Origin of the sequence: Aquimarina atlantica (assembly GCF_000626715.1) — a bacterium.
In the GTDB taxonomy this organism is placed as follows: domain Bacteria; phylum Bacteroidota; class Bacteroidia; order Flavobacteriales; family Flavobacteriaceae; genus Aquimarina; species Aquimarina atlantica.
In genome coordinates, this window is the sequence record NZ_AQRA01000001.1 from 531,089 (window position 1) to 554,679 (window position 23,591).

The window sequence follows — 23,591 nt, forward strand, 5'->3', positions numbered from 1 at the left end:
TGTATATGGATAGTGTACTTCCTTTTAGTTTCTTTTCAGAATTTGATATTAATCTTTTCAAAACAGGTAAACACTATCGTTTATACGAAAAATTTGGTTCCCACATCACTACAGTTGATGGAGTAGAAGGCACTTATTTTTCGGTTTGGGCACCTTCAGCAAAATCTGTTTCCGTAATCGGAGATTTTAATCATTGGGTAGAAGGAAAACATCAATTATATGTACGATGGGATGAGTCCGGAATATGGGAAGGTTTTATTCCAAACATAGGAAAAGGAAGTGTGTATAAATATAAAATTCATTCCAATCATAATGATATTAAGACAGAAAAGGCTGATCCTTATGCCAGGCGATGTGAGCATCCTCCGAAAACGGCTTCTGTTGTCTGGGAGGATAGCTACAATTGGGAAGATGTAACATGGATGAAGAAACGCAAAAAGCATAATGCTCTTGATGCTCCTTATTCTATTTATGAAGTACATTTAGGTTCCTGGAAAAAAAAGATAGAAGAAAATCGATCTTTATCATATATAGAACTGTCTGATGAATTGGTTTCTTACGTTAAAGAGATGCAGTTTACCCATGTAGAATTGATGCCAGTGATGGAGTACCCATATGATCCCTCATGGGGATACCAGATTACAGGATATTTTGCGCCTACATCTCGTTTTGGTTACCCAGAAGAATTTAAAGTATTAATAGATAAACTTCATCAAAATGATATTGGAATTATCTTAGACTGGGTACCATCACATTTTCCCGAAGACAGTCATGGTCTTGGTTGTTTTGATGGAACATGCCTCTATGAACACCCTGATAAGAAAAAAGGGTACCATCCCGATTGGAAAAGTTTAATATTTAACTACGGAAGAAATGAGGTAAAAAGCTTTCTGATCAGTAATGCTATTTTTTGGTTGGATCAGTATCATGCAGATGGATTGCGGGTAGATGCTGTGGCCTCTATGTTATTTCTGGATTATTCTCGTGAAAATGGAGAATGGGAACCCAATATATACGGTGGAAGAGAAAATCTAGAAGCTATTACTTTTATGAAAGAGTTAAATGAAGAAGTATATCGTAGTTTTCCTGATACACAAACAATAGCAGAGGAATCTACGTCCTTTCCTATGGTTTCTAAGCCTACTTATCTGGGAGGATTAGGGTTTGGGATGAAGTGGATGATGGGTTGGATGCATGATACACTACAGTATTTTGCAAAAGAACCAATTTACAGAAAACACCACCAAAATGATCTTACCTTTAGTATGACCTATGCCTTTACCGAAAATTTTATGCTTCCATTATCGCATGATGAAGTAGTTCATGGTAAAAGCAGTATCATCGGAAGAATGCCTGGAGATGAATGGCAGCAATTTGCTAACCTTAGATTGTTATATACCTATATGTTCACACATCCAGGAGCAAACCTGCTATTTATGGGAGCAGAGCTAGGGCAGCGAGAAGAATGGAACTTTCAAAATAGCTTAGATTGGTATATACTTCAGTATACATACCATTCTGGAATTCAGAAAATAATAAAAGATTTAAATGTACTATATAAGAAACATCCTGCATTATACCAACAACAATTTAGTACTTCTGGTTTTGAATGGATAAGTTATGACGATCATGAGAATTCAGTAATTGCATATATCCGAAAAGGAATAAAAGAAAAAGATGATTTAATCATCGTCTGTAATTTTACCCCGGTGCCTAGAACAAATTATCGTATAGGATTACCAGGTAAAGGAGAATTAATACCATTATTCAATAGTGATGCTACAATATATGGAGGTAGTGGTACTTCTAATCAAAAAGAAATAATGATAGAAGTAAAAAAATGGCATTATCGAAAATATTCGGCAGAGATTACCATTCCTCCATTAGCAGCTGTGGTATTTAAGATTAACAATTAAGTATATAAAAAATAGTAAGAATTTCCCAAATCTAACTAAAAGAAAACAATATGATTATCAATACAGAACTAGAACAAAAAGGGAATTTATTTCCTGGTAAGATCGTCTCCTTTTCACAGCATGTAGATACTCTAAATTTTACAACAGAAAACGGAGTAATTCTACAAGTTACTATTCTAAGAGGAAGTGTAATTCGTTTTCGATATGCAACCGATAATAATTTTGAAAAAGATTTCTCTTATGCAATAAGTGAAACCGGAGCGAGAGGATATAGTATGTTAAAAGTCGATGAGACTGATACAGAATATACTATTACAACTTCAAAAATTAGTATTTGTATTGCTAAAGCAAATATTCATGTAACTATTCGCGATACTACAGGTAACATTATCTGTCAAGACGATTGGGGATTTCATTGGGAGCAAAGTTATGAGTATGGAGGGAATATTGTAAAAATGAGTAAATCTGCACCTCAAGGCGAGTGTTACTATGGCCTGGGAGATAAACCAATGCATCTTAACCTAAAAGGGAAGCGTGTAGAAAACTGGGCAACCGATCAATATGCATTTGGTAAAGATCAGGATCCACTATATAAGAGCGTTCCTTTTTATATTGGGATGTATGAAGAAAGAGCCTATGGGATATTTTTTGACAATACGTTCAAAACTTTTTTCGACTTTTGTCATGAGCGACGTAATGTAACCAGCTTTTGGGCTCAGGGAGGAGAGATGAACTACTATTTCTTTTATGGTCCTAATATGCAAGATGTGGTTACACGATATACAGATTTAACTGGTAAGCCCGAATTACCACCGCTGTGGGCTTTGGGGTATCATCAATGTAAATGGAGTTATTATCCAGAGAAAAAAGTAAAAGAAGTAACACACAAGTTCAGAGAGCTTCGAATCCCTTGTGATGCCATATACCTTGATATTGATTATATGGATGGTTTTAGGTGTTTTACCTGGAATAAAGAATATTTTCCAGATCCTAAACGTATGGTAACAGAGCTTGCTGAAGATGGTTTTAAAACGGTGGTTATCATCGATCCCGGAATTAAGATTGATGATGAATATTCTGTATATCAAGAAGCGATGGAAAATGATTACTTCTGTAAAAGAGCTGATGGTCCTTATATGCGAGGAAAAGTATGGCCAGGAGAATGTTTTTTTCCAGATTTTACGAATCCCAAAGTAAGAGAATGGTGGGCAGGGTTATTTAAAGAAATAATTGATGAAATAGGAGTAAAAGGAGTTTGGAATGATATGAATGAACCTGCAGTGATGGAGGTCCCTGGAAAAACATTTCCAGACGATGTACGCCATAGTTATGATGGTAATTATTGTAGCCATAGAAAAGCACATAATATATATGGCACACAAATGGCCAGAGCTACTTATGAAGGGGTAAAACGATTTGCATACCCTAAGCGTCCTTTTATCATTACGCGATCTGCGTATTCTGGAGCACAACGCTACACTTCTTCATGGACAGGAGATAATGTGGCTACCTGGGAGCATCTATGGATTGCCAATATCCAGGCACAACGTATGAGTATGAGTGGTATGTCATTTACAGGTAGTGATATCGGGGGATTCGCAGAGCACCCAACGGGAGAGTTGTACGCCCGATGGATTCAACTAGGAGTATTTCATCCGTTCTGTCGTACACATTCTTCTGGAGATCATGGTAATCAGGAACCATGGACCTTTGGAGAAGAAGTAGTAGATGTTACCAGAAAATATGTAGAATTGCGCTACCAATTATTACCATATTTGTATACCATGTTTTGGGAATATGCAGAAGCAGGAATCCCCATGCTAAAATCTTTGGTATTGTATGATCAGGAAGATTTACAAACTCATTATAGAACCGACGAGTTTATATTTGGAAACCAAATCCTGGTATGCCCAATACAAGAACCTAATGCCAAAGGTAGAAGAATGTATATCCCAAAAGGATATTGGTATAACTACTGGACCAGAGCATATGTAAAAGGAGGAAAAGAGCAATGGGTAGATGCCGACCTGGATATTATTCCATTATTTATTAAAGAAGGAGCAATTATACCCAAATATCCAATACAGCAGTATGTAGGAGAAAAGAGGATAGAAGAATTAAAACTAGAAGCTTATTATAAGTTAGGAAATAAAGAGGTATCCAAAGTTTATGAGGATGCCCAGGATGGGTATGATTATGTCAAAGGGAGATATAGTCTTAGAAGTTTTTCCTTTACAGGGAAAGAAAATGAAGTTATTATTCAGCAACATAAAGATGGTAGCTATATTACCGAATATGAAACAATGCAAATAGAACTGATAGGACTTCCGTTTAAAATAAATGAAATTGAAATTGACAATGTTGTAGTTTCATTTGAAAGCGTAGGTTTTGATGCCAAAAATAATATACTAACTGTTCCTAAAAGTTTTACAGAACTTCATATTATAGCAAAATAATTGCCTTTTATCGAACAATAAGGCATTATGTAGATTTTTTGAAAGAAATATTAGCTATTGTTTTTTGAAGGTAGCCCGTTATTTTCGTATTTTTAACAAAATTGAAAATTCAAGATAATATTAATATATGAACACGCGAAAATCTATAGTCCTATTAGGAACTGTTTTATTATTTATGTCCTGTGCGACAAATCCATTTACGGGTAAACAAACATTGGCATTAGTCCCTAATTCTCAGATATTACCAATGGCTTTTCAGCAGTATAATCAATTCTTAGGAGAGAATAAGGTTATAAAAGGAACATCTGACGCACAAATGATCACTCGAGTTGGCCAAAAAATAGCAAAAGCATCAGAACGTTGGTTAAATGCTAATGGTTATCAAGGATATCTCAAAGATTATAAATGGGAATATAATCTTGTAGAAGATAAAAATGTTAATGCCTGGTGTATGCCGGGAGGTAAAATTGTTTTTTATACAGGGATTTTACCTATTGCAAAAAACGAAACGGGTATAGCTGCTGTAATGGGGCATGAAGTTGCTCATGCATTAGCTAATCATGGCCAGCAACGAATGAGTGCAGGCCAAATTCAACAAGTAGCAGGAGCAGCAACCGCCATTGCGGTAAGTGGGAAAGACCAAAAAACACAACAGATCGTTGGTACAGCATTTGGTTTAGGAAGTCAATTTGGAGTAATGTTACCTTTTAGCAGAAGTCACGAGACAGAAGCCGACCGTATAGGGTTACAATTAATGGCAATTGCGGGTTATAATCCTGATGAAGCTGCAGAATTGTGGAAACGTATGAAAGCAAATAGTGGAGGACAAGCCCCACCAGAGTTTATGAGTACCCATCCATCAAGCGATACGCGTATTGCTAATCTAACAGCATGGGCCCCTGCAGCAAGAGCTGAAGCCAAAAAATTTGGGGTAACCACTTTTAAATAATTATAAAGTTTATAATCTTAAAAAGATTATACTTACTTTAGAAGCTGTTCTGAGCAAATTCAGAACAGCTTTTTTTATATAAATTGTTATATAAGAACACTTTAAATAGCGATTTTAATCTAACGGATATATTTTAACTTTATAAGTAAATGAGTAAACTACTACCAAAAGGGCATAAAAAATTATTAAATGCCTGGGCTTTCTATGATTGGGCAAATTCAGTATATAACTTAACGATTTCTTCTGCGGTTTTTCCCATTTTTTGGGGAGCACTCACTATAGTTAGAAATGATCAGGGAGAAATTATTAATGATACAGTACGCTTCTTAGGATACGATTTTAATAATGATTCCTTAATAAGTTATGTCACCGCTTTGGCATTTCTAACCGTATCTATAATTAGCCCATTGCTTTCGGGAATAGCAGATTATGTGGGGAATAAGAAAAATTTCCTTAAATTCTTCTGTTACCTGGGTGCATTATCGTGTATTGGTCTTTATTGGTTTAACCTCGAACATCTTTGGTTTGGGTTACTGTGCTACTTCTTAGCCTTAATTGGTTTTTGGGCTAGTTTGGTATTTTATAACTCATATTTACCAGATATTGCTTTTCCAGAGCAGCAAGATGCTATTAGTGCCAAGGGATACTCTCTTGGATACATTGGAAGTGTAATTTTATTGATCATAAATCTTGTTATGATCTTAAAATATGAATGGTTTGGTTTTGAAAGTGAAGGTGTGCCAACCAGATTATCTTTTGTTATGGTAGGAGTTTGGTGGATTGGGTTTAGCCAATACACATATTATTACCTTCCGAAAGGAAATAAGAAAGATGTATTAACCAAAGCTGTTGTTTTTAATGGTTTTAAAGAGCTAAAAATGATATGGAAAGCGCTTCAGAACAATATACGACTTCGTAGATATCTAAGTGCATTTTTTGTGTATAGTATGGCAGTACAAACAATTATGCTTATTGCTACTTATTTCGGAATTGAAGAATTAGACTGGGGAGAACAAAACGCGACTACCGGTTTAATTATAAGTATCCTGCTAATTCAACTTGTTGCCGTACTGGGAGCATATCTTACTTCTAAAGCATCTTCAAAATTCGGAAATATACAAACATTGATTGTAATTAACTTTATCTGGATTGGTATTTGTGTCTATGCGTATACAATTACCACACCATATCAATTTTATGCTACTGCAGCAATTGTAGGTCTTGTTATGGGAGGTATTCAAGCATTGTCAAGATCTACATATTCAAAGTTATTGCCAGAAGATGCTATTGATACGGCTTCATATTTTAGTTTTTATGATGTTTCAGAAAAAATAGGTATTGTAATTGGGATGTTTTCATACGGGATTATCGCTCAGGTAACCGGGAGTGTACGATATTCGATTCTTTTCTTAATTCTTTTCTTTGTAGTTGGTCTCGTCCTATTATTCAGAGTTCCAAAAACTAAATGATTGTCTAGGTAAACCTTGTAAGGTTTTTATAATAGTAAGAAAAAGGGTAAAAGCTGAGAAAAAGCTTTTATCCTTTTTTTGTGTATTTCATCTAGTTTTTAAGATTATTTTGCCTGTGATAATTAAATATCATTTTGAAATATAATAATATTGGAAACGTTATCGTTATTAGCTACTTTTATATAATAAAACTCACGACAATGAAAAAACTTATGTTAGCGTTGGTAGTTGTACTACTGGCTTCCTGTAATACTACTCAACAAACCGTTATTGCAGCAAAAAAGACCCTAAAAGGGGAATGGTCTCTTGATAAAATCTCTTATGACCGTCAGGGGATATTTGAAGTAAACCTGTACAATGATGCTTCTGCTGAATGTTTTACGGGAAGTATCTGGAAATTTATCCCAAATAATAATACCGGAAAGTATGAAGTAAATCAAAGTAGTTGTGTTTCTACAGGAGCGAGAAACTTTAGATTTACAATTCCTAAGCCTGAGGGTAATGGAGCATATTACTTTATGTTCAAACCCATAAACGAAAAGAAAAAAAGCACAAATAATAATGCTGGTTACAGAATGCTTTTGGATCACCTGGATGATACTACTATGACATGGAAAATGACTGTAAGCCTAGAAGGGAAACCTTTTGTAATCACCATGAATTTTAATAAATTACAATAAACTCAAATCGATAAATGATGAAGACAAATCTTAAAAAAATAGTGGTTGCTGTAATGGCTGTTGCAATTTTAACAAGTTGTGAAGCTGTTAAGAACTCAAATAATACACAACGAGGAGCAGTAATAGGTACTGCTGCCGGAGCTGTGATTGGAGGAATTATAGGAAATAATGTAAAAAACAAGAACTCTGCACTTGGCGCCGTAATCGGTGGTGTCGTTGGTGGTGTTGCCGGTGGTGTTATCGGTAAGCAAATGGATAAACAAGCTCAGAAAATTGAATCAGAAATACCAGGAGCCGAGGTAACAAGAGTAGGAGAAGGTATTGATGTAGTATTTGATGAGAATAGTGGAGTATATTTTGCAACGAATAAATCTACTCTTAATTCGAAATCTAAAGCTAATCTTAACAAATTAGCTGGTATTTTTAAAGAATACCCAGATACTAATATTATTGTAGAAGGGCATACAGATAGTACAGGTGATGATAGTTATAACATGTCATTATCTCAAAAAAGAGCAAATGCTGTTACAAACTATTTAATATCGCAAGGAATAAGCAAGAGTCGTTTAACGACTTATGCTCACGGAGAAACACTTCCAAAATATGATAATGCAACTCCTGAAGGAAGAGCTAAAAATAGAAGAGTTGAGCTTGGTATTGTTGCTAATGAAAAGATGAAGCAAGATGCACAAAACCAAGTTAAGCAATAAACTTTTGTAATAAAACATTTAAAATCCCGACTATACAGTCGGGATTTTTTTATGCTTAATTTTTAATGTATCTTCAATACTTGGACAAGTATTCACACATACTAATCATTGGCGGGGGACTCGCAGGGCTAACTAATGCTATTCATTTGGCTAAAGCAGGTATTCCTGTTACACTTATCGAAATGAATACATACCCAAAACATAAAGTATGCGGCGAATATATATCTAATGAAGTACTCCCATATTTTGGTTTTTTAGATTTAGATATCAATGTTTTACAACCTACCAGAATTTCAAAATTTATTATAAGTACACAAAAAGGAAAATGCATACATAGTACATTACCTTTGGGTGGTTTTGGTGTTAGTAGATATGCTCTCGATCATTATCTATGGGAAAAAGCAGCTGCAGTAGGAGTGCAATTAATACAGGACCAGGTAACCGATATACACTATCACAATAATAGTTTTCAAATTAAAACAGTAGCTAATCGTCTACTAACCAGTGATTATGTTGTTGGTGCATATGGGAAACGGACTCAACTTGATAAAACTTTAAAACGGGATTTTAGCTATAGAAAATCTCCATGGTTGGCTGTTAAGGCCCATTACAAGGCTAATTTTGATTCAGATACAGTCTCTTTACATAATTTTGAAGGTGGGTACTGTGGCCTTTCTATGGTAGAAAACAACATCGTAAACGCGTGTTATTTGGCGACTTATGACAGTTTTAAAAAATATAAAGATTTAGATATCTTTCAAAAGGAGGTTCTATGTAAAAACCCACATTTAAGTGCATTTTTTAAGAATGCTCAACCATTATTTGATATCCCTATTACGATAAGCCAGATAAATTTTGATAAGAAAAATCCTGTTGAAGATCACGTCTTTATGACGGGAGATGCTGCTGGTTTAATTCATCCTCTTTGTGGTAATGGCATGGCAATGGCAATACAAAGTGCTCAAATACTAAGTCAATTACTGATACATAATTATAATCAGGGGTTAATAACTCCCAGAAAAGTAATAGAAACAGAATACACCAAACAATGGAACAAAGCATTTTCTAAAAGATTGTATACTGGTAGAACATTGCAAAAAATCTTGTTAAATGATAGTTTACAACAGCTTTCATACGCAATAGCTAATACCATACCGGCTATTGTACCTAGAATTATAAAACAAACCCATGGAGAGCCTTTGATATGTTAGCAAATTTACAATACAGGAGTAACGAGGTAGAACTCATGGATAATCCAGAAGTTGAAGAAAAAGCTTTGAAAATAGCATTATCAGATATTTCTAGAGCAAATAAATGGTTGGGAGGTAATGCAATTACAATTAAAGCTGTACATACATTGGTTAAAAATCGAAGCTTCTCACAGGAAATTACTATTCTAGATTTAGGTTGTGGTGATGGTGAGATGTTAAGGGCGATTGCTGATTCATTTAGGAAAGAAAAAAAGAATATAAATCTTATTGGTATTGATTTGAATAACAAATGTTTAGATTGCGCTATTGAATCAAGTACTTTATATCCTGAAATATCATTTTTTAACAAAGATATTTTAGAAATAGAAGCTTCAGAGTTTTCTTGTGATATCATTATTTGTACATTAACCCTACATCATCTTAAAGATAATGAGATCAAAAAAGTTATAAAAAAAGCTGTTAACTTGGCCAAAACCGCTGTAGTGATTAATGATCTTCATCGTAGTACATTGGCATATTACCTCTTTAAAGTATTTAGCTTCTTTTTTATTAAAGGGCATGTAGCAAAAAATGATGGATTAGTCTCTATAAAAAGAGGATTCAAAAAACAAGAGTTGTTATATTTTGCTAAAGCACTTCAATTACAAGAGTATAAAGTAGATTGGAAATGGGCTTTCAGATACCGGTGGATTATAAAAACCTCAAATAAGTAAAATTAAAAAAGTAAGAAAAATTGAATGTAAAAATAACTGCTGTAACCAAGCAACTCCCACAGTATATGCGGGAGACAAAAGAGATATTACCCTTTGTTTCTCAGTGGTTATCAGGTCAGAATGAACGTTTCAGACGTAAAGTAATTAAAATTTTTGAAAATGCTGCAGTAGATCGTCGCTATGGTATTATGAGTATTGAAGAAGTGTTTTCTGCTACTTCTTTTGAAGAGAAAAATGATATTTACGTACGAGAAGTAAAGAAACTAGGGACGTCTGTTTTAAAAAAAGCATTAGAAAAAGTCGATTGGGATCCTAAATCCCTTGATTATATTATTACTGTAAGTTGTACAGGTATTATGATTCCTTCTATTGATGCATTTATTATTAATGATCTTAATCTCAAACAAGATATTGTAAGATTGCCAGTTACAGAGATGGGGTGTGCAGCAGGTGTTTCGGGAATTATTTATGCAAGAAACTTTCTGCAAGCCAACCCAGGAAAGAGAGCTGCGGTTATTGCTATAGAATCACCTACAGCAACATTTCAGTTAGATGATTATAGCATGACCAACATGGTAAGTGCTGCTATTTTTGGTGATGGTGCCGCATGTACACTATTATCATCAGAACAAGATGCTATAGGTCCAAAAATTATAGGAGACGAGATGTATCATTTTTATGATGCAACAACAATGATGGGTTTTAAGCTAACAAATGGAGGCTTGCAGATGATATTGGATCCTAAAGTACCAGAAACTATTGCAGCCCATTTTCCTGATATAATCCATCCTTTTTTGGCAAAATACAATAAAACCATTGAAGAGGTGGATCATCTTATCTTTCATCCAGGAGGAAAAAAGATAGTACAGACCGTAGAAGAGCTTTTTGGACATTTAGGAAAAAATATAGAAGATACAAAGGCTGTTTTGATGAAATATGGCAATATGAGTAGTGCTACGGTATTGTATGTATTAGAACGATTCCTAGCACAAAACCCAATACCAGGGGAAATAGGGCTCATGCTTAGTTTTGGTCCCGGATTTTCTGCGCAACGAATATTGCTAGAATGGTAAAAATTACTATTTTTTCATTTCCGAAAAAGCGAAACTTAAAAAAACAAACACTAAAAATTTAGATGTGTGAATAAAGATTTTGCAAATAAAAATGAATGGGCACTCATACTGGGTGGTAGTAGTGGTTTGGGCTTAGCTTCTGCTAAAAAATTAGCTTTGCATGGTATGAATATTATCATTGTACATCGCAATCGCAAAAGTGAAATGAACCAGATTGAAGCAGATTTTATGAAAATAAAAGAAACAGGAATCGGTTTTCTCTCGTTTAACATAGATCTTTTGAAGCCTGAAAAACGAATGAAAGTCATAGCAGAAATAACCAATGTTATAGGTGAAGAACGCATAAAAGCAATAGTGCATAGCATTGCAAAGGGCAACTTAAAACCTATGATTGATGCAGAAAACATATTAAAGAATGATGATTTTCATTTAACCATAGATGCCATGGCGATCAGCCTTTATGATTGGGTTGCTTCGATATTTAAAGCGTCATTGTTTGCAGAGGATGCCAGAGTTATTTCTTTTACCAGCGAAGGAAATACCAAAGCCTGGAAAAATTATGCAGCTGTTTCTACTGCCAAAGTAGCTCTCGAAGCCATCACCAGAAGTATAGCACTAGAGTTTGCACCGTACGGTATTAAAGCCAATTGTCTGCAACCAGGAGCAGTAGATACGCAATCATTACGAATGATACCTGGCCACGAACAAATTATAGCACACAGCCAGCAACGTAACCCATTTAATCGAATTACAACACCAGAAGATGTAGCAAATGTAGTGTATTTGCTATGTAAAGAAGAAGCCTCCTGGATTAATGGTTGTGTGATACCTGTGAACGGAGGCGAACATTTAAACTAAAACAAGTAAAATGAAAAATATAGCAATTCTATGTGTACCCTTTATCCTTTACATCCTGTCTTGTAAAGAAGATAACAATAGTATAGGAAATATGGTCACTGGTGTAGATGATAATAAGGCAGAGGTTATTAGTGTCGAAGTAACAGGAGAAGAGGGTAAGTATTATTTTAGTGTAGGTATTAAGAGTCCGGATCGGGGATGTGATCAATATGCAGATTGGTGGGAGGTTATTTCTGAAGATGGAGAACTGCTCTACAGAAGGATTTTGGCGCATAGTCATGTAAATGAACAGCCTTTTGTGAGATCAGGAGGATCTGTTCCTATTAAAAAAGATCAAATCGTGTATGTACGTGCGCATATGAATACAAGCAAATATGGTGATAAAGTGTTTAAAGGTAATGTAAATGAAGGATTTACAAGAAGTACTTTAGAAAGTGAATTTGCTAACCATTTAGAAAGAACACAACCACTTCCTGATGGATGTGCGTTTTAAATTTGTTTAATTTTGGGTATAGAAGATATTATACAAGAACTGCCATATAGCAAACCTTTTTTGTTTGTAGATAAAATCCTGGAGGTTGATGATGATCACATTAAAGGCACTTATACCTTTCTAAAGGATGAATATTTTTATGAAGGCCATTTTAAAGACAATCCTGTTACTCCAGGGGTGATTCTTACCGAATGTATGGCACAAATCGGAATGGCATGCTTTGGGATTTATCTTTTAAAAGGAGAATGGGATAAAACAAGTTTTGGAGTAGCAATGACCAGTAGTGATATTAATTTTTACCACCCCGTTTATCCAGAGGAGAAAGTGACTGTAATTGCTACTAAAGAATATTTTAGATTTAATAAATTAAAATGTAAAGTTGCTATGTATAATACTGAAGACGTGTTGGTTGCTAAGGGTATTGTAGCAGGAGTAGCTTTTAAAAGATAAAGAGATGAGTAGTATAGGATATTTGTTAGTAAAACTAGTGCTTAAACTGAAAGGGGAAAAGAAATCCTGGTCTCAAGATCCTATTGATTATCATAAAAAAAGGAAACAAGATATACATACTCCTAATACAAAGCTTTTATTGGGTAATGCCTTTAAAACTAAAAAGATATGTAATAGCATAGTAACCAGTATTATTCCTAAAAATACCAATACAGATTTTTTATTACTGTATTGTCATGGAGGTGCATTTGTTTATGGCCCAACTCGAGAAAACTGGATAGCAATCGCTAAGATCGCAAAACAAGCACGTTCTTATGCCTGGATGGTAGATTACCCAAAAGCGCCGGAAAATACTATTAAAACGATAACAGAAAGCGTATATCAAGTATATCTTGAAGCGATTAAAACATATAATCCATCTAAAATCATTTTAATCGGTGATTCTGTGGGTGGAAATTTGATTATGACCCTTACGCAACGGTTGCTAAAAGAAGGACATAAATTGCCAAATAGAGTAATAGCGATTACACCAATGGTGGATGCCAGTCTAACAAATCCAAAAATTGAAAAAATTGATTTAACAGACCCTATTCTTAGTATAAAAGGGGTAAAATCTGCAAAAAAAATGTGTGCAGGTCAATTATCGTTAAAAGATCAACTGATTTCTCCAGTGTATGGTGATTTTAATAATTTTCCGCCAATGTACTTATTTACAGCTACAAATGATATATGTACCCCTGATCAAGAATTGTTAATAGATAAAGTAAAGGAGAGTAATGGGGTAATAGAGGTTATCACAGGAAAAGGAATGCCACATATCTGGCCAATACTACCCATACTATCTGAAGCTAAAACCGCTATAAAGAAAATTATATCGATTATTAATTTGGCTATAGATGATGAATAAAAGACGTGTCGTTATAACAGGTATAGGTGTAGTTGCTCCAAATGGAATGAACGTTTCAGAATTTAAAAAACACGTATATAATGGAGTAAGTGGTATACAGCATATTGAAAATTTAAAAACCCTTAATTTCTCATGTCAAATAGCTGGTTTTCCTATGTATAAAGAATCTTATTTAAATAATTACTTTAACTCAATTCAACTACGTGGTTTAAATGCTTCTGGTATGGAATATGGAGTTATTGCTGGTATGGATGCTTGGAAAGATTCCAAGTTACCTATCAATGATTCTGATACACCGCTTTGGGATATCGGGGTGATTTTCGGAACCGGAATATTGGGTGTCGATAAATTTAGAGAAGCCATTTATAAAGTAGACGAGGGTAAGGTAAAACGGTTGGGTAGTACCACTGTTACGCAAACTATGGCCAGTGGTATTAGTGCTTTTTTAGGCGGCATGTTAGGGTGCGGAAATGTAGTAACCACTAATTCTTCAGCTTGTAGTACAGGGACCGAAGCTATTTTGATGGCCTATGACCGAATAAGTAGTGGTAAAGCAGAAATCATTCTGGCAGGCAGTACAAGTGATAGTGGTCCTTATGTATGGGGAGGCTTTGATGCTATGCGTATTCTCCCATACAAGTATAATGATAATCCAACCGAGGCATCGCGTCCTATGAGCGCCACAGCAAGTGGTTTTGTGCCAGGGAGTGGAGCAGGAGCTTTGGTTATCGAAAGCCTGGATAGTGCTCAAAAAAGAGGAGCTACAATCTATGCAGAAATTTTGGGCGGACATGTAAATAGCGGTGGGCAACGTAAAGGTGGAAGTATGACAGCTCCTAATAGCGATGCAGTGCAGTATTGTATTCGTAAAGCAGTAACCGATGCAGAAATAGATCCGGGAGAAATTGATGCAATCAATGGTCATCTAACTGCTACAACGATGGATAGCGCCGAAATACAAAATTGGTGCATGGCCTTAGAGCGAAAAGGACAGGATTTTCCGTATATCAATTCGCTTAAAAGTATGGTAGGGCATTGCCTGGCAGCTTCTGGTAGTATTGAAAGCGTAGCAACGGTGTTGCAATTGAAAGAGAATTTCATCTTTGGAAATATAAATTGTGAAGATTTACATCCCGAAATAGAAAAATGGGTATCCAGAGATCGAATTCCTACCAAATCATTAGATTATACTCCTAATATTATCGCAAAAGCTAGTTTTGGGTTTGGAGATGTAAATGCTTGCGTTATCTTTAAAAAATACATGTAAAAATAGTATCAAAATAAATATTGAATCAACTCTCATTAAATTATGACAAAAGAAGAATTACTTTCTAAACTAAAAACCATCATAACTCCGTATGTACAAAATGAAGAAGGGCTCACAACTCTTACAGAAGATACTGATTTTATAAAGGATCTCGAAATTAATTCAGCCAACCTGGTAGATGTAGTACTTGATGTAGAGGATGAATTCGATATTGAAATTGATAATGAATCTATGGAGAAAATGTTAACTGTAAAGGCTTCAATTGCCGTAATAGAAGATAAATTAGCGTCCAAATGATCGGTAATGATATTGTAGACCTTCAATTAGCCAAAACCCAGAGTAACTGGCAGAGAAGAGGGTGGCTTCAAAAAATATGTACCAAACAGGAACAACAGTATATTTTTACTTCAGGAAAAGCAGAAGTACAACTCTGGCAGTTTTGGAGTATGAAAGAGGCGGCATATAAAGCTCACCAAAGACGATTTAACCTTTCTCGAAGGTATAACCCCAAAAATTTTCAATGTACGCCAAAAGGAGAGGTTTATGTTGATGATTACAGCTATAAAACATTTACAGAGATACAAAATGAATATGTATATAGCATTGCAATGACATCTAATGAAGATTATCACTCTTCAGTATATGATAAAACAATGAATGCATGTTCTAAGTTGAAAGAAACAATTTCTGAAAAACTAAATATAGATTCGTCTCTGATTCATTTTACTAAAAACAGTAATGGGATTCCACTAGTACATATTGATCAAAAAGTAATACAATTACCACTGTCTCTAACACATCACGGAACATATTCGGCATTTGTCGTTTCAATTTAACAATTTGTCATTAATCGAGTTAGATTTCAATGAAATACTAAAAAAACTATCTAAGTATTGGGAAATAAAAACGGATATCTAATTTATTTTGTTCTCGTTTGTCGTGAATATTAACATCAAAATCACTAGAGTAAATCGTAGTTTTGCCTAATAATTTTTTATCATCGAGAGAGAATGTAATAATCACTTCTTTTTGTATTCCTTTAATAGTAAGATTACCAATAACTTTATATGTATTGGTGCCAAAAGCGACCACATGAGTACTCTCAAAATTTATTTTTGGGTACTTCTTTCTATAGAAAAATTTTTCCCACATTAAGTGTCCATCACGCAAAAAATTATCGGTATCCAGTGTATTAATAAGGGCACTGCCCTTAAAACTTGCGTTCTCGGGATCTTTGGGATTGAAATTAATCTTAAAATCTAAACCTGCAATAGTACCAGAAGTTTTATCTTTTATAAAATCAAAAGAAACTCTTGATTTTTCTTTGTCAAAAACGATGCCTTGATAGTCATTGATTAAAGCATAATCAGAAGTAGGACTGGTTGGTAATTGTGTGGCATTAGGAATAATATCCTGCCCAAATCCTTGAGCATACAAAATACCAATCAATATGTAGAGAAAAGTTCTCATAGGGATAATTATAATGTTACTAAGTTAGAAATAATCAAGAATCATTCCAAGGGTTTATTTACCCCAATTATATACCATCATTCAACTATAAAACCAATAGGTAATCAACCTATTGATTTACAGTTGTTTAACCGTTGTGAGATATTGTGATTCTATTTACTTTTGCTCTTAATAAAATTGCAATTTAAAAAGAAGTAGAGGGAACCTATGCATAAGAACTCTTGATATAACAAATTTTATAAAAACACAGATCATGAAGAAAAATGGAATATATGAAGATCAGGTTACTGATGAAACCACGGTTATTGAAGAGGCTTTTGAAGGGAGTGGAGATACAATAGAATCTGAAGAATTTGATGATACTTTGGGAGAGGAAACAGAAGAATCTGCCAACGACTACTTAGAGGTGAGTAGTGAAAATAGTGGGAGTGACCAAGATTTTGAAGACCTCGAAACTCCTTTTGAAGGTAATGAAAGTGGTACCACAGAAGGTTCTCAAACCGAGGAAGGAACTCTCGAAAAAGTTTCGGGCTACGACTATTCGGTATTAGAAGAGCAAGAAAACGAAGAAGAGGATGAAGAACATCTTTTGGATGCATATTACGCAGAATTTGGAGATCCTACTGCGGCTATGCTAATGCGTAGCGAAAGCGGCAAGAAAATGATGCAGGAAGTTGTTATCGGTAAAGATGATCGTAAGCAAATTAAAGGAACAACCAAATATCCCTGGCGTGCTATCTGTTCTTTAAGAATTAAAGCAAAAGACGGTACCAATTGGATTGGTACAGGATTTCTAATCGGTCCCAGAACAGTTATTACGGCAGGTCATGTGGTTTATATGCATAAGCATGGCGGTTGGGCTAAAAGTATAGAGGTGATTCCAGGAAGAAATGGTGCTAAAAAACCATACGGATCATGTAAAACTTCTCATTTCCATTCGGTTAAAGGATGGACCAAGAGTAAAAAGAGAAGCCATGATTATGGAGCTATTATACTACCCAAAAACTGTAAGTATGGTAACAAAGTAGGATATTTTGGATACGGAAATTACGGCTTCTTTGATTTATTAGGATTAAAAGTAAACCTTTCTGGATATCCTGGGGATAAACCTGCAGGCACACAATGGTGGCATGCCCGAAAAATTAAAGCAGTCACATCCAGAACATTAGTATACAATATTGATACTGCAGGAGGGCAAAGTGGTTCTCCCGTATGGCGAATCAAAAATGGTAAACGTTATGCTGTAGGAATCCATACCAATGGTTATTCTTTGGGTAATTCTGCTACTCGAATTACAAAACCCGTGTTTAAGAACCTTAAAAACTGGAAAAACAAGTATAAATAGTAGACAAAACAGAAGGAATGAGCATTTTTATAAGAGAGAATGCTCATTCTTTAAAAACAAATATAAGTAGTAATGGGAGCTACAATTAGAGGAAAAATAGTAGATCAAAAATCTAAACAACCTGTAAAAGAAGCAGCGATAACTTTAACTATAACAGGGATGACGCGGTTAGTCGATATAGCGCAAGTAACCGATGATTTTGGGTCTTTTTTATGGAACGATCTGGAACCAGGAGCATACGATATACTCATTATGGCAGGAGGGTATACAAACAGGAAAATTTCGATATTACTAAATACAAATGAAGAACAGGAGATTTTTATAGAGCTTTTCTAATCGCTAAAGAAGGATTGTTCGTACGTATCTTAAAATAAATATAAAGTACTACAAATGAGTAGACTAAAATTAAAAAAAATGATAACTTAGAAAGAGAATTAATTGTTAGTCGCGTGATTCATTAAAACTTTCCACTATGAGTAATACAAAAAAAAACACTAGAAAAAGACGATTCGCAGATTTCCAGAATAAATATCGTAGATCTTCTAATTTTGGATACGGATCAAAGAGAGACCAGTTTGCCATTGCAGGAAATGGTGATTTATCGATACCAGAAGATCGTAAAAAAGCATAGTGATCGCTTTGTTAATTAAGCAGCACGTTGTTGTTTTACAGATACTTTTAGATATACGAGAATTATAATTGAAAGTAGTGCACAGACCAAAAACCCTATAAATAGAGGTAGGGTAGTACCCAAAACAAATCTTCCTATATAAGTGCTAATAGGAACCGCCATGATAGTAGAAACAAAACCTGTGATTGCAGCACCTATCCCCGCAATATGACCAATAGGTTGCATGGCCAACGCCCTTAAATTTCCAAATAAGAACCCAATAGCAAAAAATTGCATTCCGAAGAAAAGCAATAATATACCTATGCTTGGATTTGAGGAATTGTAAAATAATACAATATATAAAAGCGAAATCGCAAAAAACGCCAATAGAGAAGTGGTAACCAGTTTCTCCATACCATATTTTAAAACCAGTGTTCCGTTTAAGAAAATAGCAGAACCTATAGAGATAGCTAAAAGACCAAATATATACGGAAACTCTTCTTTTAACTGATATTGCTGTTCAAAAATTTGCTGAGAAGTACTTAGGTATACCATAAAAGATCCTACAATAAATCCCGAAATAAGCGTATAACCAATAGTTGTTTTGTATTGCATTAATTCCTTTAGGCCATCTACAAAAATGGAAGATGTAAATTTTATACGGTTTGAGATTTCGAGGGTTTCGGCTTGTCGTTTCCAAAACCAAAAGGAGATTAGTATACTAAATAGTACTTGCACATAAAATATGGCTTGCCAATCGTAATGATCTAATACAAATTTACCCAACGCAGGAGCAATAATAGGCACCAAAAGAAATACTACAGTAATAAAAGACATGATACGTGCCATATAATCTCCGCTATAAATATCTCTAATCATAGCAATAGCAATGGTTCTGGGGGCAGATAACCCGATACCTTGCAAAATTCGTCCCAATACCATCATTTCTATGCTTGTAGCAAAAACGCAGATAAAGCTTGCGATAATAAAAAGTAGTAGCCCCATGTACACAACAGGTTTTCTACCTATACTATCTGATATGGGTCCAAAAATTAACGGACCAATACCAAGGCCCAGAAAAATCATGGTTATTAATAATTGATTATCTGCAACTTGCCGGGTACCAATAGTAATTCCAATAATATCTAGCGCTGGTAAAAGCGCATCTATAGCCAAAGCTACGATAGACATTAGAGATGCCATAAGGGTTACAAATTCGAACTGGGCAAGCTTCTTTTTTAACATTGGGCAAAATTAGAGTATTTGCTAGTATAAGGAATTATGAAAAGTGTTATATAATACATAAAAAATGCTGTGAAAAAGTGGGTTACAATTCGGTTTTTATTACTTTTTTTAGTCTTAGAAATAAAGGTTTATTATGCTTTACATCCTGATTCACTGAAACTTATGTTAAAAGATGGTGTTGATATTTAAAAAAATGGTATATTATTTGATGCAATAATTAGCATATTCTCATAAAATGAAAACTCTTTTTTTACTACTTACAAGCTGTTTACTAATAAGTTGTGGAAGTTCACAAAATCTGGCGGTATCTACAGAACAAAGTAAAGTCTTAGATGAATTAATAGCGCAAAAAAAACTCGAGATTATATCGGATTGGGCATCTCCAATATCGTCGAGTACTGGCTTAAATGCATTGGTTAATAGCGGGTTATTACCCATAGGGAGTACAGGTAATAATATAAGTCTAATCGGAAATTTTAATCATTTTAGAATCCTGGGAGATAGTATCTCTGTGTATTTACCATATTATGGAGAACGCCAAATATCTGCAGGGTTTAGTAACCGGAATAATAATATTGAATTTGATGGTGTACCAGAGCACACTAAGGTTACGTATAATGAAAAAAAACAACGGTATTTGATAAATTTTGAAGTTAGGAATGCTACAGAGTGGCTTAGAATCGCTGTAACACTATATCCAAATTTGAGAAGTGATATTATGATACAAAGTAATCACCGAACGGCGATACGGTATAGAGGTATGGTATCTAAGTTAGAAGAGAAAAATCATACTGCAGTATCCAATAATTAGCCCGAATCAAAATTAATAGTAGAGAAGCATACAAATATTCTATTTTACATAATATAAATTATAGTACAAATGTATTTATTGAAGCAAATTGGCATATACGTAGTATTTTACATAGTTGCAGATATAGTGACACCATCTGGTGTTCTATATCGTCAGCAATTATGTAAAAGCCAATTTGCGGGTATTTAATTCTATTGTAACTATAATGTAGTATTATGTAAAATATCCCACAGTGATTCTATTTCATAGTAATCAGCTACTTGGGTCATTAAAATTGCCAACCGCATAGCCCACGCCAAAAAAAGCAAAACTTTTAGATGTATTATAAATCGCGTATTTGATAAAATATACGTGATAAAAGTTTTTACGCGATTCTCGTGACGTTGCCGCATAAGCATAAAATTACTCTAACGAGATAATTTCTTGACCCTTCGATAAACTCAGGGTAAATGACAAAAGAACAAAAAAACCTGTGCTGAGCTTGCCGAAGTATCAAGGCTGCATAAAACTTTGGAAACAATTACGGTGCAGTCGCTATATTTTAGAAAACTTTCCAACTCCTAAGATTGATTGAAACTACAATGAATATCTGCAACTTTAATTAAAACTAAGTACTTAATCTCTAAAATATAGACGCTCCTTTACCTATTGTTTTCTCCAAAGTTTTCTGAGGCCAGTTTTAAAACTCATAGGTTCTATTTTACATAATAATTCCCTATAATAAGGTTACTTGTTAAATTAATTTTATTTGGCCATCTACAAATTGTAATAAACCAATTATCTCTTCTCCTAAAAGGTATAACTTGGTAACGCCAACATCTGGAAAATAATTTTCTTTGTGCTGATCTATGTTTCTAGAGTTTTCTGTAGCGGTCTTGATATCAACAGCATAAACTTCAAGCTTATATCCCCCATTTGTTTGTTCGTTAAGTAATTGTTTCATTTGGCCTGAATCATTTGGTGTAATCTTTACATCGCTTTTATGGTAATATAACCAGACTTCAAAACATTGATTACTGATTGCCATAAACCAATTAGAAGTGGTGTTTGTCAATTGATTAATTTCTTCTATACTATCCCTTTCCCATCTATCTACATCAAGAATAAACCATAACTGGTCTTCAAAATTTTCTTCCCATCCGTTTTCTTCAATATACTCAGACGCTCTTTCCATTAGCTTATTTGGAGCAGATTCACCTTGATTTTCACCTATAGGAGCGATCGTTTTAACTATTAATTTTTGAGATTTTTTATCAAAAAAATTAAAATAATCCGCTTCTCTTTCTCCTTCGCATATTAATATAAATTTTCTGGCATCTCTAAAGGGTTCACCTTTTTTATACGACCTATTCGTTTTTTTAATTGGAGGCATATTCTGTCCAGTTTAGATCATCAAAATTTGCTAGTATTGGAATTCCTCCAAATCGGCCGTTTAAATATCCCTTCCTGATATTTAAGTCGGGCCTTATTTTTTTAAACTCTGCGAGTGTTTTAAACTCAGTATTACCACGTTCTCTATTTTTCTCTGCAAACCAAATTTCATCAGGTCTTAACATGTTTAAGTCTAGTAGATTAGATTCATGAGTTGTAAAAATTAGTTGCCCTTTGATTTGATCTTCTCTTGACAATTTTGATAAAAATTCTTTAAGTAAAGATGGATGAATGCTTCTTCCTATCTCATCAATTATATAAACACTAAAATCACCTTCCTTAACAATCAAATTGTATAACATTGACATAAATTCTATTAACCTCTTTGTGCCGTCTGATTCCTCATTAAAGGAAAACAAATTATTTGTTCCAAATCCAATATGTTCAACATACAATCTTTTAACTACAGGCTCTCCTTCTTTTAAAGTAACAATCATATCAACAGATAAAGGTATGTCCTCTCCATCATTTTTTTCAAGATCTTCAATTAAATCATTCACCAAGTCTTTATCGTCTTCCCCAAAATATTCACTTATATTAAACTCTTTAATATGTAAGTTTTTTATTCCAGTATCAAAACTACATAGCATATCTCTAGTGAAGTCCATAAAAGAAGGTTCATTAAGTAGATTTGAAACCAAATATTGGGGTTTAGATGTTGGGAAAATAACTTGCATCTTTATCATCCATTTTATAACAGCCTCAATTTCATTTGATAAATCCCCAAGATCAATATCACCTATTAAATTTAAAAACAATTGATTACTATTAACCCTTTCTTCATAATGATCCTTTAATATTTGAAACTTCTTAGTTTTTAAAAGTTTTTTATTTACTTCAATTTTACTTACTCCATTTTTGTCAACTTCTCGATCAAATATCAATGTGTCTTTTTTACTGATTCCCGAATAATATAAATACTCTTTAATGATATTATCCCTAAGCAGCTCAAAACCATAAATATAAGCCGTATTCTTAGTGATAAATTCAATTTCAAGTTCGGTAGGTTTATCTTCATTTCCTTTAAATGAAGGAACTTTTAATTTTGTGAGATCATCTTCCAAAACAGCATCTCTTAGATAATCAAAAGCTTTTACTAAGTTAGATTTACCTGTTGCATTTGCTCCATAAATTGAAGTAAGTTTTAGGATATCTAAATCCTTAAATTTATAAACATGATTATCAAATCTTCTATAATCACCTATAAATAAGTTGAATTCAGTGGTATCGTTGAAAGAAAGAAAATTAGAAATATTATATCTAAGTATCATTATTACGATTTTTTCGTTTTAACTATGGATAAATATATATAAATATAACAAATTAAATAATTATATTACGATTTTTTCGTTTTAATTAACATTCCACACACATTCCCCTACTCTCCTATCCCTTCGACAAGCTCAGGGAACACGTCGAACGGGCAATAAGTGTTACATTATCTTTTTTAAAGAAACTTTTCGTTAGAAAACTTTTAAAGAATATGTAGAAGTAATAAACTTTGCTTTTCCCAAAGCAAAGTGACAT

24 protein-coding genes are annotated in these 23,591 nt (G+C 34.1%); 20 read left to right on the top strand and 4 right to left on the bottom strand.

What is annotated here, in order from left to right; genetic code table 11:
- Positions 1-5 precede the first annotated feature (5 nt).
- The 16 genes from glgB to ATO12_RS02395 all read left to right on the top strand — a co-directional run bounded on the left by glgB (position 6) and on the right by ATO12_RS02395 (position 15,988).
- Positions 6-1,916 (top strand): 1,4-alpha-glucan branching protein GlgB, encoded by a 1,911-nt coding sequence (glgB, locus tag ATO12_RS02320; RefSeq protein ID WP_034238274.1) that lies wholly within the window; start codon positions 6-8, stop codon positions 1,914-1,916.
- Between the two features lie 50 nt (positions 1,917-1,966).
- Positions 1,967-4,372 carry a glycoside hydrolase family 31 protein gene (locus ATO12_RS02325; RefSeq protein ID WP_034238275.1) on the top strand — a complete coding sequence of 802 codons (2,406 nt, stop codon included), beginning with the start codon at positions 1,967-1,969 and terminating at the stop codon, positions 4,370-4,372.
- A 127-nt stretch (positions 4,373-4,499) separates the two neighbouring features.
- Entirely contained in the window at positions 4,500-5,321 is an 822-nt protein-coding gene (locus ATO12_RS02330; protein ID WP_034238277.1) for a M48 family metallopeptidase, read from the top strand.
- Between the two features lie 149 nt (positions 5,322-5,470).
- A complete protein-coding gene (locus tag ATO12_RS02335) occupies positions 5,471-6,790 on the top strand; it encodes an MFS transporter (RefSeq protein ID WP_034238279.1) in 1,320 nt (439 codons plus the stop codon).
- A gap of 200 nt (positions 6,791-6,990) precedes the next feature.
- On the top strand, positions 6,991-7,470 hold the full coding sequence (locus ATO12_RS02340) for a lipocalin family protein (RefSeq protein WP_025663919.1): 480 nt from the start codon (positions 6,991-6,993) through the stop codon (positions 7,468-7,470).
- A 17-nt stretch (positions 7,471-7,487) separates the two neighbouring features.
- Positions 7,488-8,180 carry an OmpA family protein gene (locus tag ATO12_RS02345; protein ID WP_034238281.1) on the top strand — a complete coding sequence of 231 codons (693 nt, stop codon included), beginning with the start codon at positions 7,488-7,490 and terminating at the stop codon, positions 8,178-8,180.
- Positions 8,181-8,260: 80 nt separating this feature from the next.
- Positions 8,261-9,391 carry an NAD(P)/FAD-dependent oxidoreductase gene (locus ATO12_RS02350; RefSeq protein ID WP_117590001.1) on the top strand — a complete coding sequence of 377 codons (1,131 nt, stop codon included), beginning with the start codon at positions 8,261-8,263 and terminating at the stop codon, positions 9,389-9,391.
- Entirely contained in the window at positions 9,385-10,104 is a 720-nt protein-coding gene (locus ATO12_RS02355; protein ID WP_034238284.1) for a methyltransferase domain-containing protein, read from the top strand. Before ATO12_RS02350 ends, ATO12_RS02355 begins: the two co-directional genes overlap by 7 nt.
- A gap of 20 nt (positions 10,105-10,124) precedes the next feature.
- Positions 10,125-11,177, top strand: coding sequence for a type III polyketide synthase (locus tag ATO12_RS02360; protein ID WP_034238286.1), 1,053 nt, complete (start codon positions 10,125-10,127; stop codon positions 11,175-11,177).
- Positions 11,178-11,243: 66 nt separating this feature from the next.
- The gene (locus ATO12_RS02365; protein ID WP_034238288.1) at positions 11,244-12,035 is read left to right on the top strand and encodes an SDR family oxidoreductase; all 792 of its coding nucleotides are present in this window, start codon (positions 11,244-11,246) and stop codon (positions 12,033-12,035) included.
- A 10-nt stretch (positions 12,036-12,045) separates the two neighbouring features.
- On the top strand, positions 12,046-12,528 hold the full coding sequence (locus tag ATO12_RS02370) for a hypothetical protein (protein WP_034238290.1): 483 nt from the start codon (positions 12,046-12,048) through the stop codon (positions 12,526-12,528).
- Positions 12,529-12,540: 12 nt separating this feature from the next.
- Complete coding sequence (locus ATO12_RS02375) at positions 12,541-12,978, top strand: 3-hydroxyacyl-ACP dehydratase FabZ family protein (RefSeq protein ID WP_034238292.1); 438 nt, start codon at positions 12,541-12,543, stop codon at positions 12,976-12,978.
- Between the two features lie 4 nt (positions 12,979-12,982).
- Positions 12,983-13,885, top strand: coding sequence for an alpha/beta hydrolase (locus ATO12_RS02380; RefSeq protein WP_034238293.1), 903 nt, complete (start codon positions 12,983-12,985; stop codon positions 13,883-13,885).
- Positions 13,878-15,152 (top strand): beta-ketoacyl-[acyl-carrier-protein] synthase family protein, encoded by a 1,275-nt coding sequence (locus ATO12_RS02385; protein ID WP_034238294.1) that lies wholly within the window; start codon positions 13,878-13,880, stop codon positions 15,150-15,152. The genes ATO12_RS02380 and ATO12_RS02385 overlap by 8 nt, the downstream gene beginning before the upstream one ends.
- A gap of 42 nt (positions 15,153-15,194) precedes the next feature.
- On the top strand, positions 15,195-15,449 hold the full coding sequence (locus ATO12_RS02390) for an acyl carrier protein (protein WP_034238296.1): 255 nt from the start codon (positions 15,195-15,197) through the stop codon (positions 15,447-15,449).
- Positions 15,446-15,988, top strand: coding sequence for a 4'-phosphopantetheinyl transferase family protein (locus tag ATO12_RS02395; RefSeq protein WP_034238297.1), 543 nt, complete (start codon positions 15,446-15,448; stop codon positions 15,986-15,988). The genes ATO12_RS02390 and ATO12_RS02395 overlap by 4 nt, the downstream gene beginning before the upstream one ends.
- A gap of 46 nt (positions 15,989-16,034) precedes the next feature.
- On the opposite strand, the gene ATO12_RS24550 is transcribed toward ATO12_RS02395, so the two are convergent.
- Positions 16,035-16,622 (bottom strand): YceI family protein, encoded by a 588-nt coding sequence (locus ATO12_RS24550; protein WP_051575547.1) that lies wholly within the window; start codon positions 16,620-16,622, stop codon positions 16,035-16,037.
- Positions 16,623-16,875: 253 nt separating this feature from the next.
- Here ATO12_RS24550 and ATO12_RS25630 point away from each other — a divergent pair, with 253 nt between their 5' ends.
- From ATO12_RS25630 to ATO12_RS25850, 3 genes are all read left to right on the top strand, one after another.
- Positions 16,876-17,967, top strand: coding sequence for a trypsin-like serine peptidase (locus ATO12_RS25630; protein WP_117589993.1), 1,092 nt, complete (start codon positions 16,876-16,878; stop codon positions 17,965-17,967).
- A gap of 72 nt (positions 17,968-18,039) precedes the next feature.
- Positions 18,040-18,303, top strand: a complete 264-nt coding sequence (locus ATO12_RS02410; RefSeq protein ID WP_034238299.1) for a carboxypeptidase regulatory-like domain-containing protein — start codon at positions 18,040-18,042, stop codon at positions 18,301-18,303.
- A 136-nt stretch (positions 18,304-18,439) separates the two neighbouring features.
- Positions 18,440-18,598: a hypothetical protein gene (locus ATO12_RS25850; RefSeq protein ID WP_165583313.1), complete on the top strand. Its 159-nt coding sequence runs from the start codon at positions 18,440-18,442 to the stop codon at positions 18,596-18,598.
- Positions 18,599-18,613: 15 nt separating this feature from the next.
- On the opposite strand, the gene ATO12_RS02415 is transcribed toward ATO12_RS25850, so the two are convergent.
- The gene (locus tag ATO12_RS02415; RefSeq protein ID WP_034238301.1) at positions 18,614-19,822 is read right to left on the bottom strand and encodes a multidrug effflux MFS transporter; all 1,209 of its coding nucleotides are present in this window, start codon (positions 19,820-19,822) and stop codon (positions 18,614-18,616) included.
- A gap of 235 nt (positions 19,823-20,057) precedes the next feature.
- On the opposite strand from ATO12_RS02415, the gene ATO12_RS02420 reads away from it, so the two are divergent.
- The gene (locus tag ATO12_RS02420; protein ID WP_034238303.1) at positions 20,058-20,633 is read left to right on the top strand and encodes a DUF4251 domain-containing protein; all 576 of its coding nucleotides are present in this window, start codon (positions 20,058-20,060) and stop codon (positions 20,631-20,633) included.
- Between the two features lie 733 nt (positions 20,634-21,366).
- Here ATO12_RS02420 and ATO12_RS02425 read toward each other — a convergent pair.
- Positions 21,367-22,005 (bottom strand): RloB family protein, encoded by a 639-nt coding sequence (locus tag ATO12_RS02425; protein WP_034238305.1) that lies wholly within the window; start codon positions 22,003-22,005, stop codon positions 21,367-21,369.
- Positions 21,992-23,335: an AAA family ATPase gene (locus ATO12_RS02430; RefSeq protein WP_034238306.1), complete on the bottom strand. Its 1,344-nt coding sequence runs from the start codon at positions 23,333-23,335 to the stop codon at positions 21,992-21,994. The genes ATO12_RS02425 and ATO12_RS02430 overlap by 14 nt, the downstream gene beginning before the upstream one ends.
- Between the last annotated feature and the right edge of the window lie 256 nt (positions 23,336-23,591).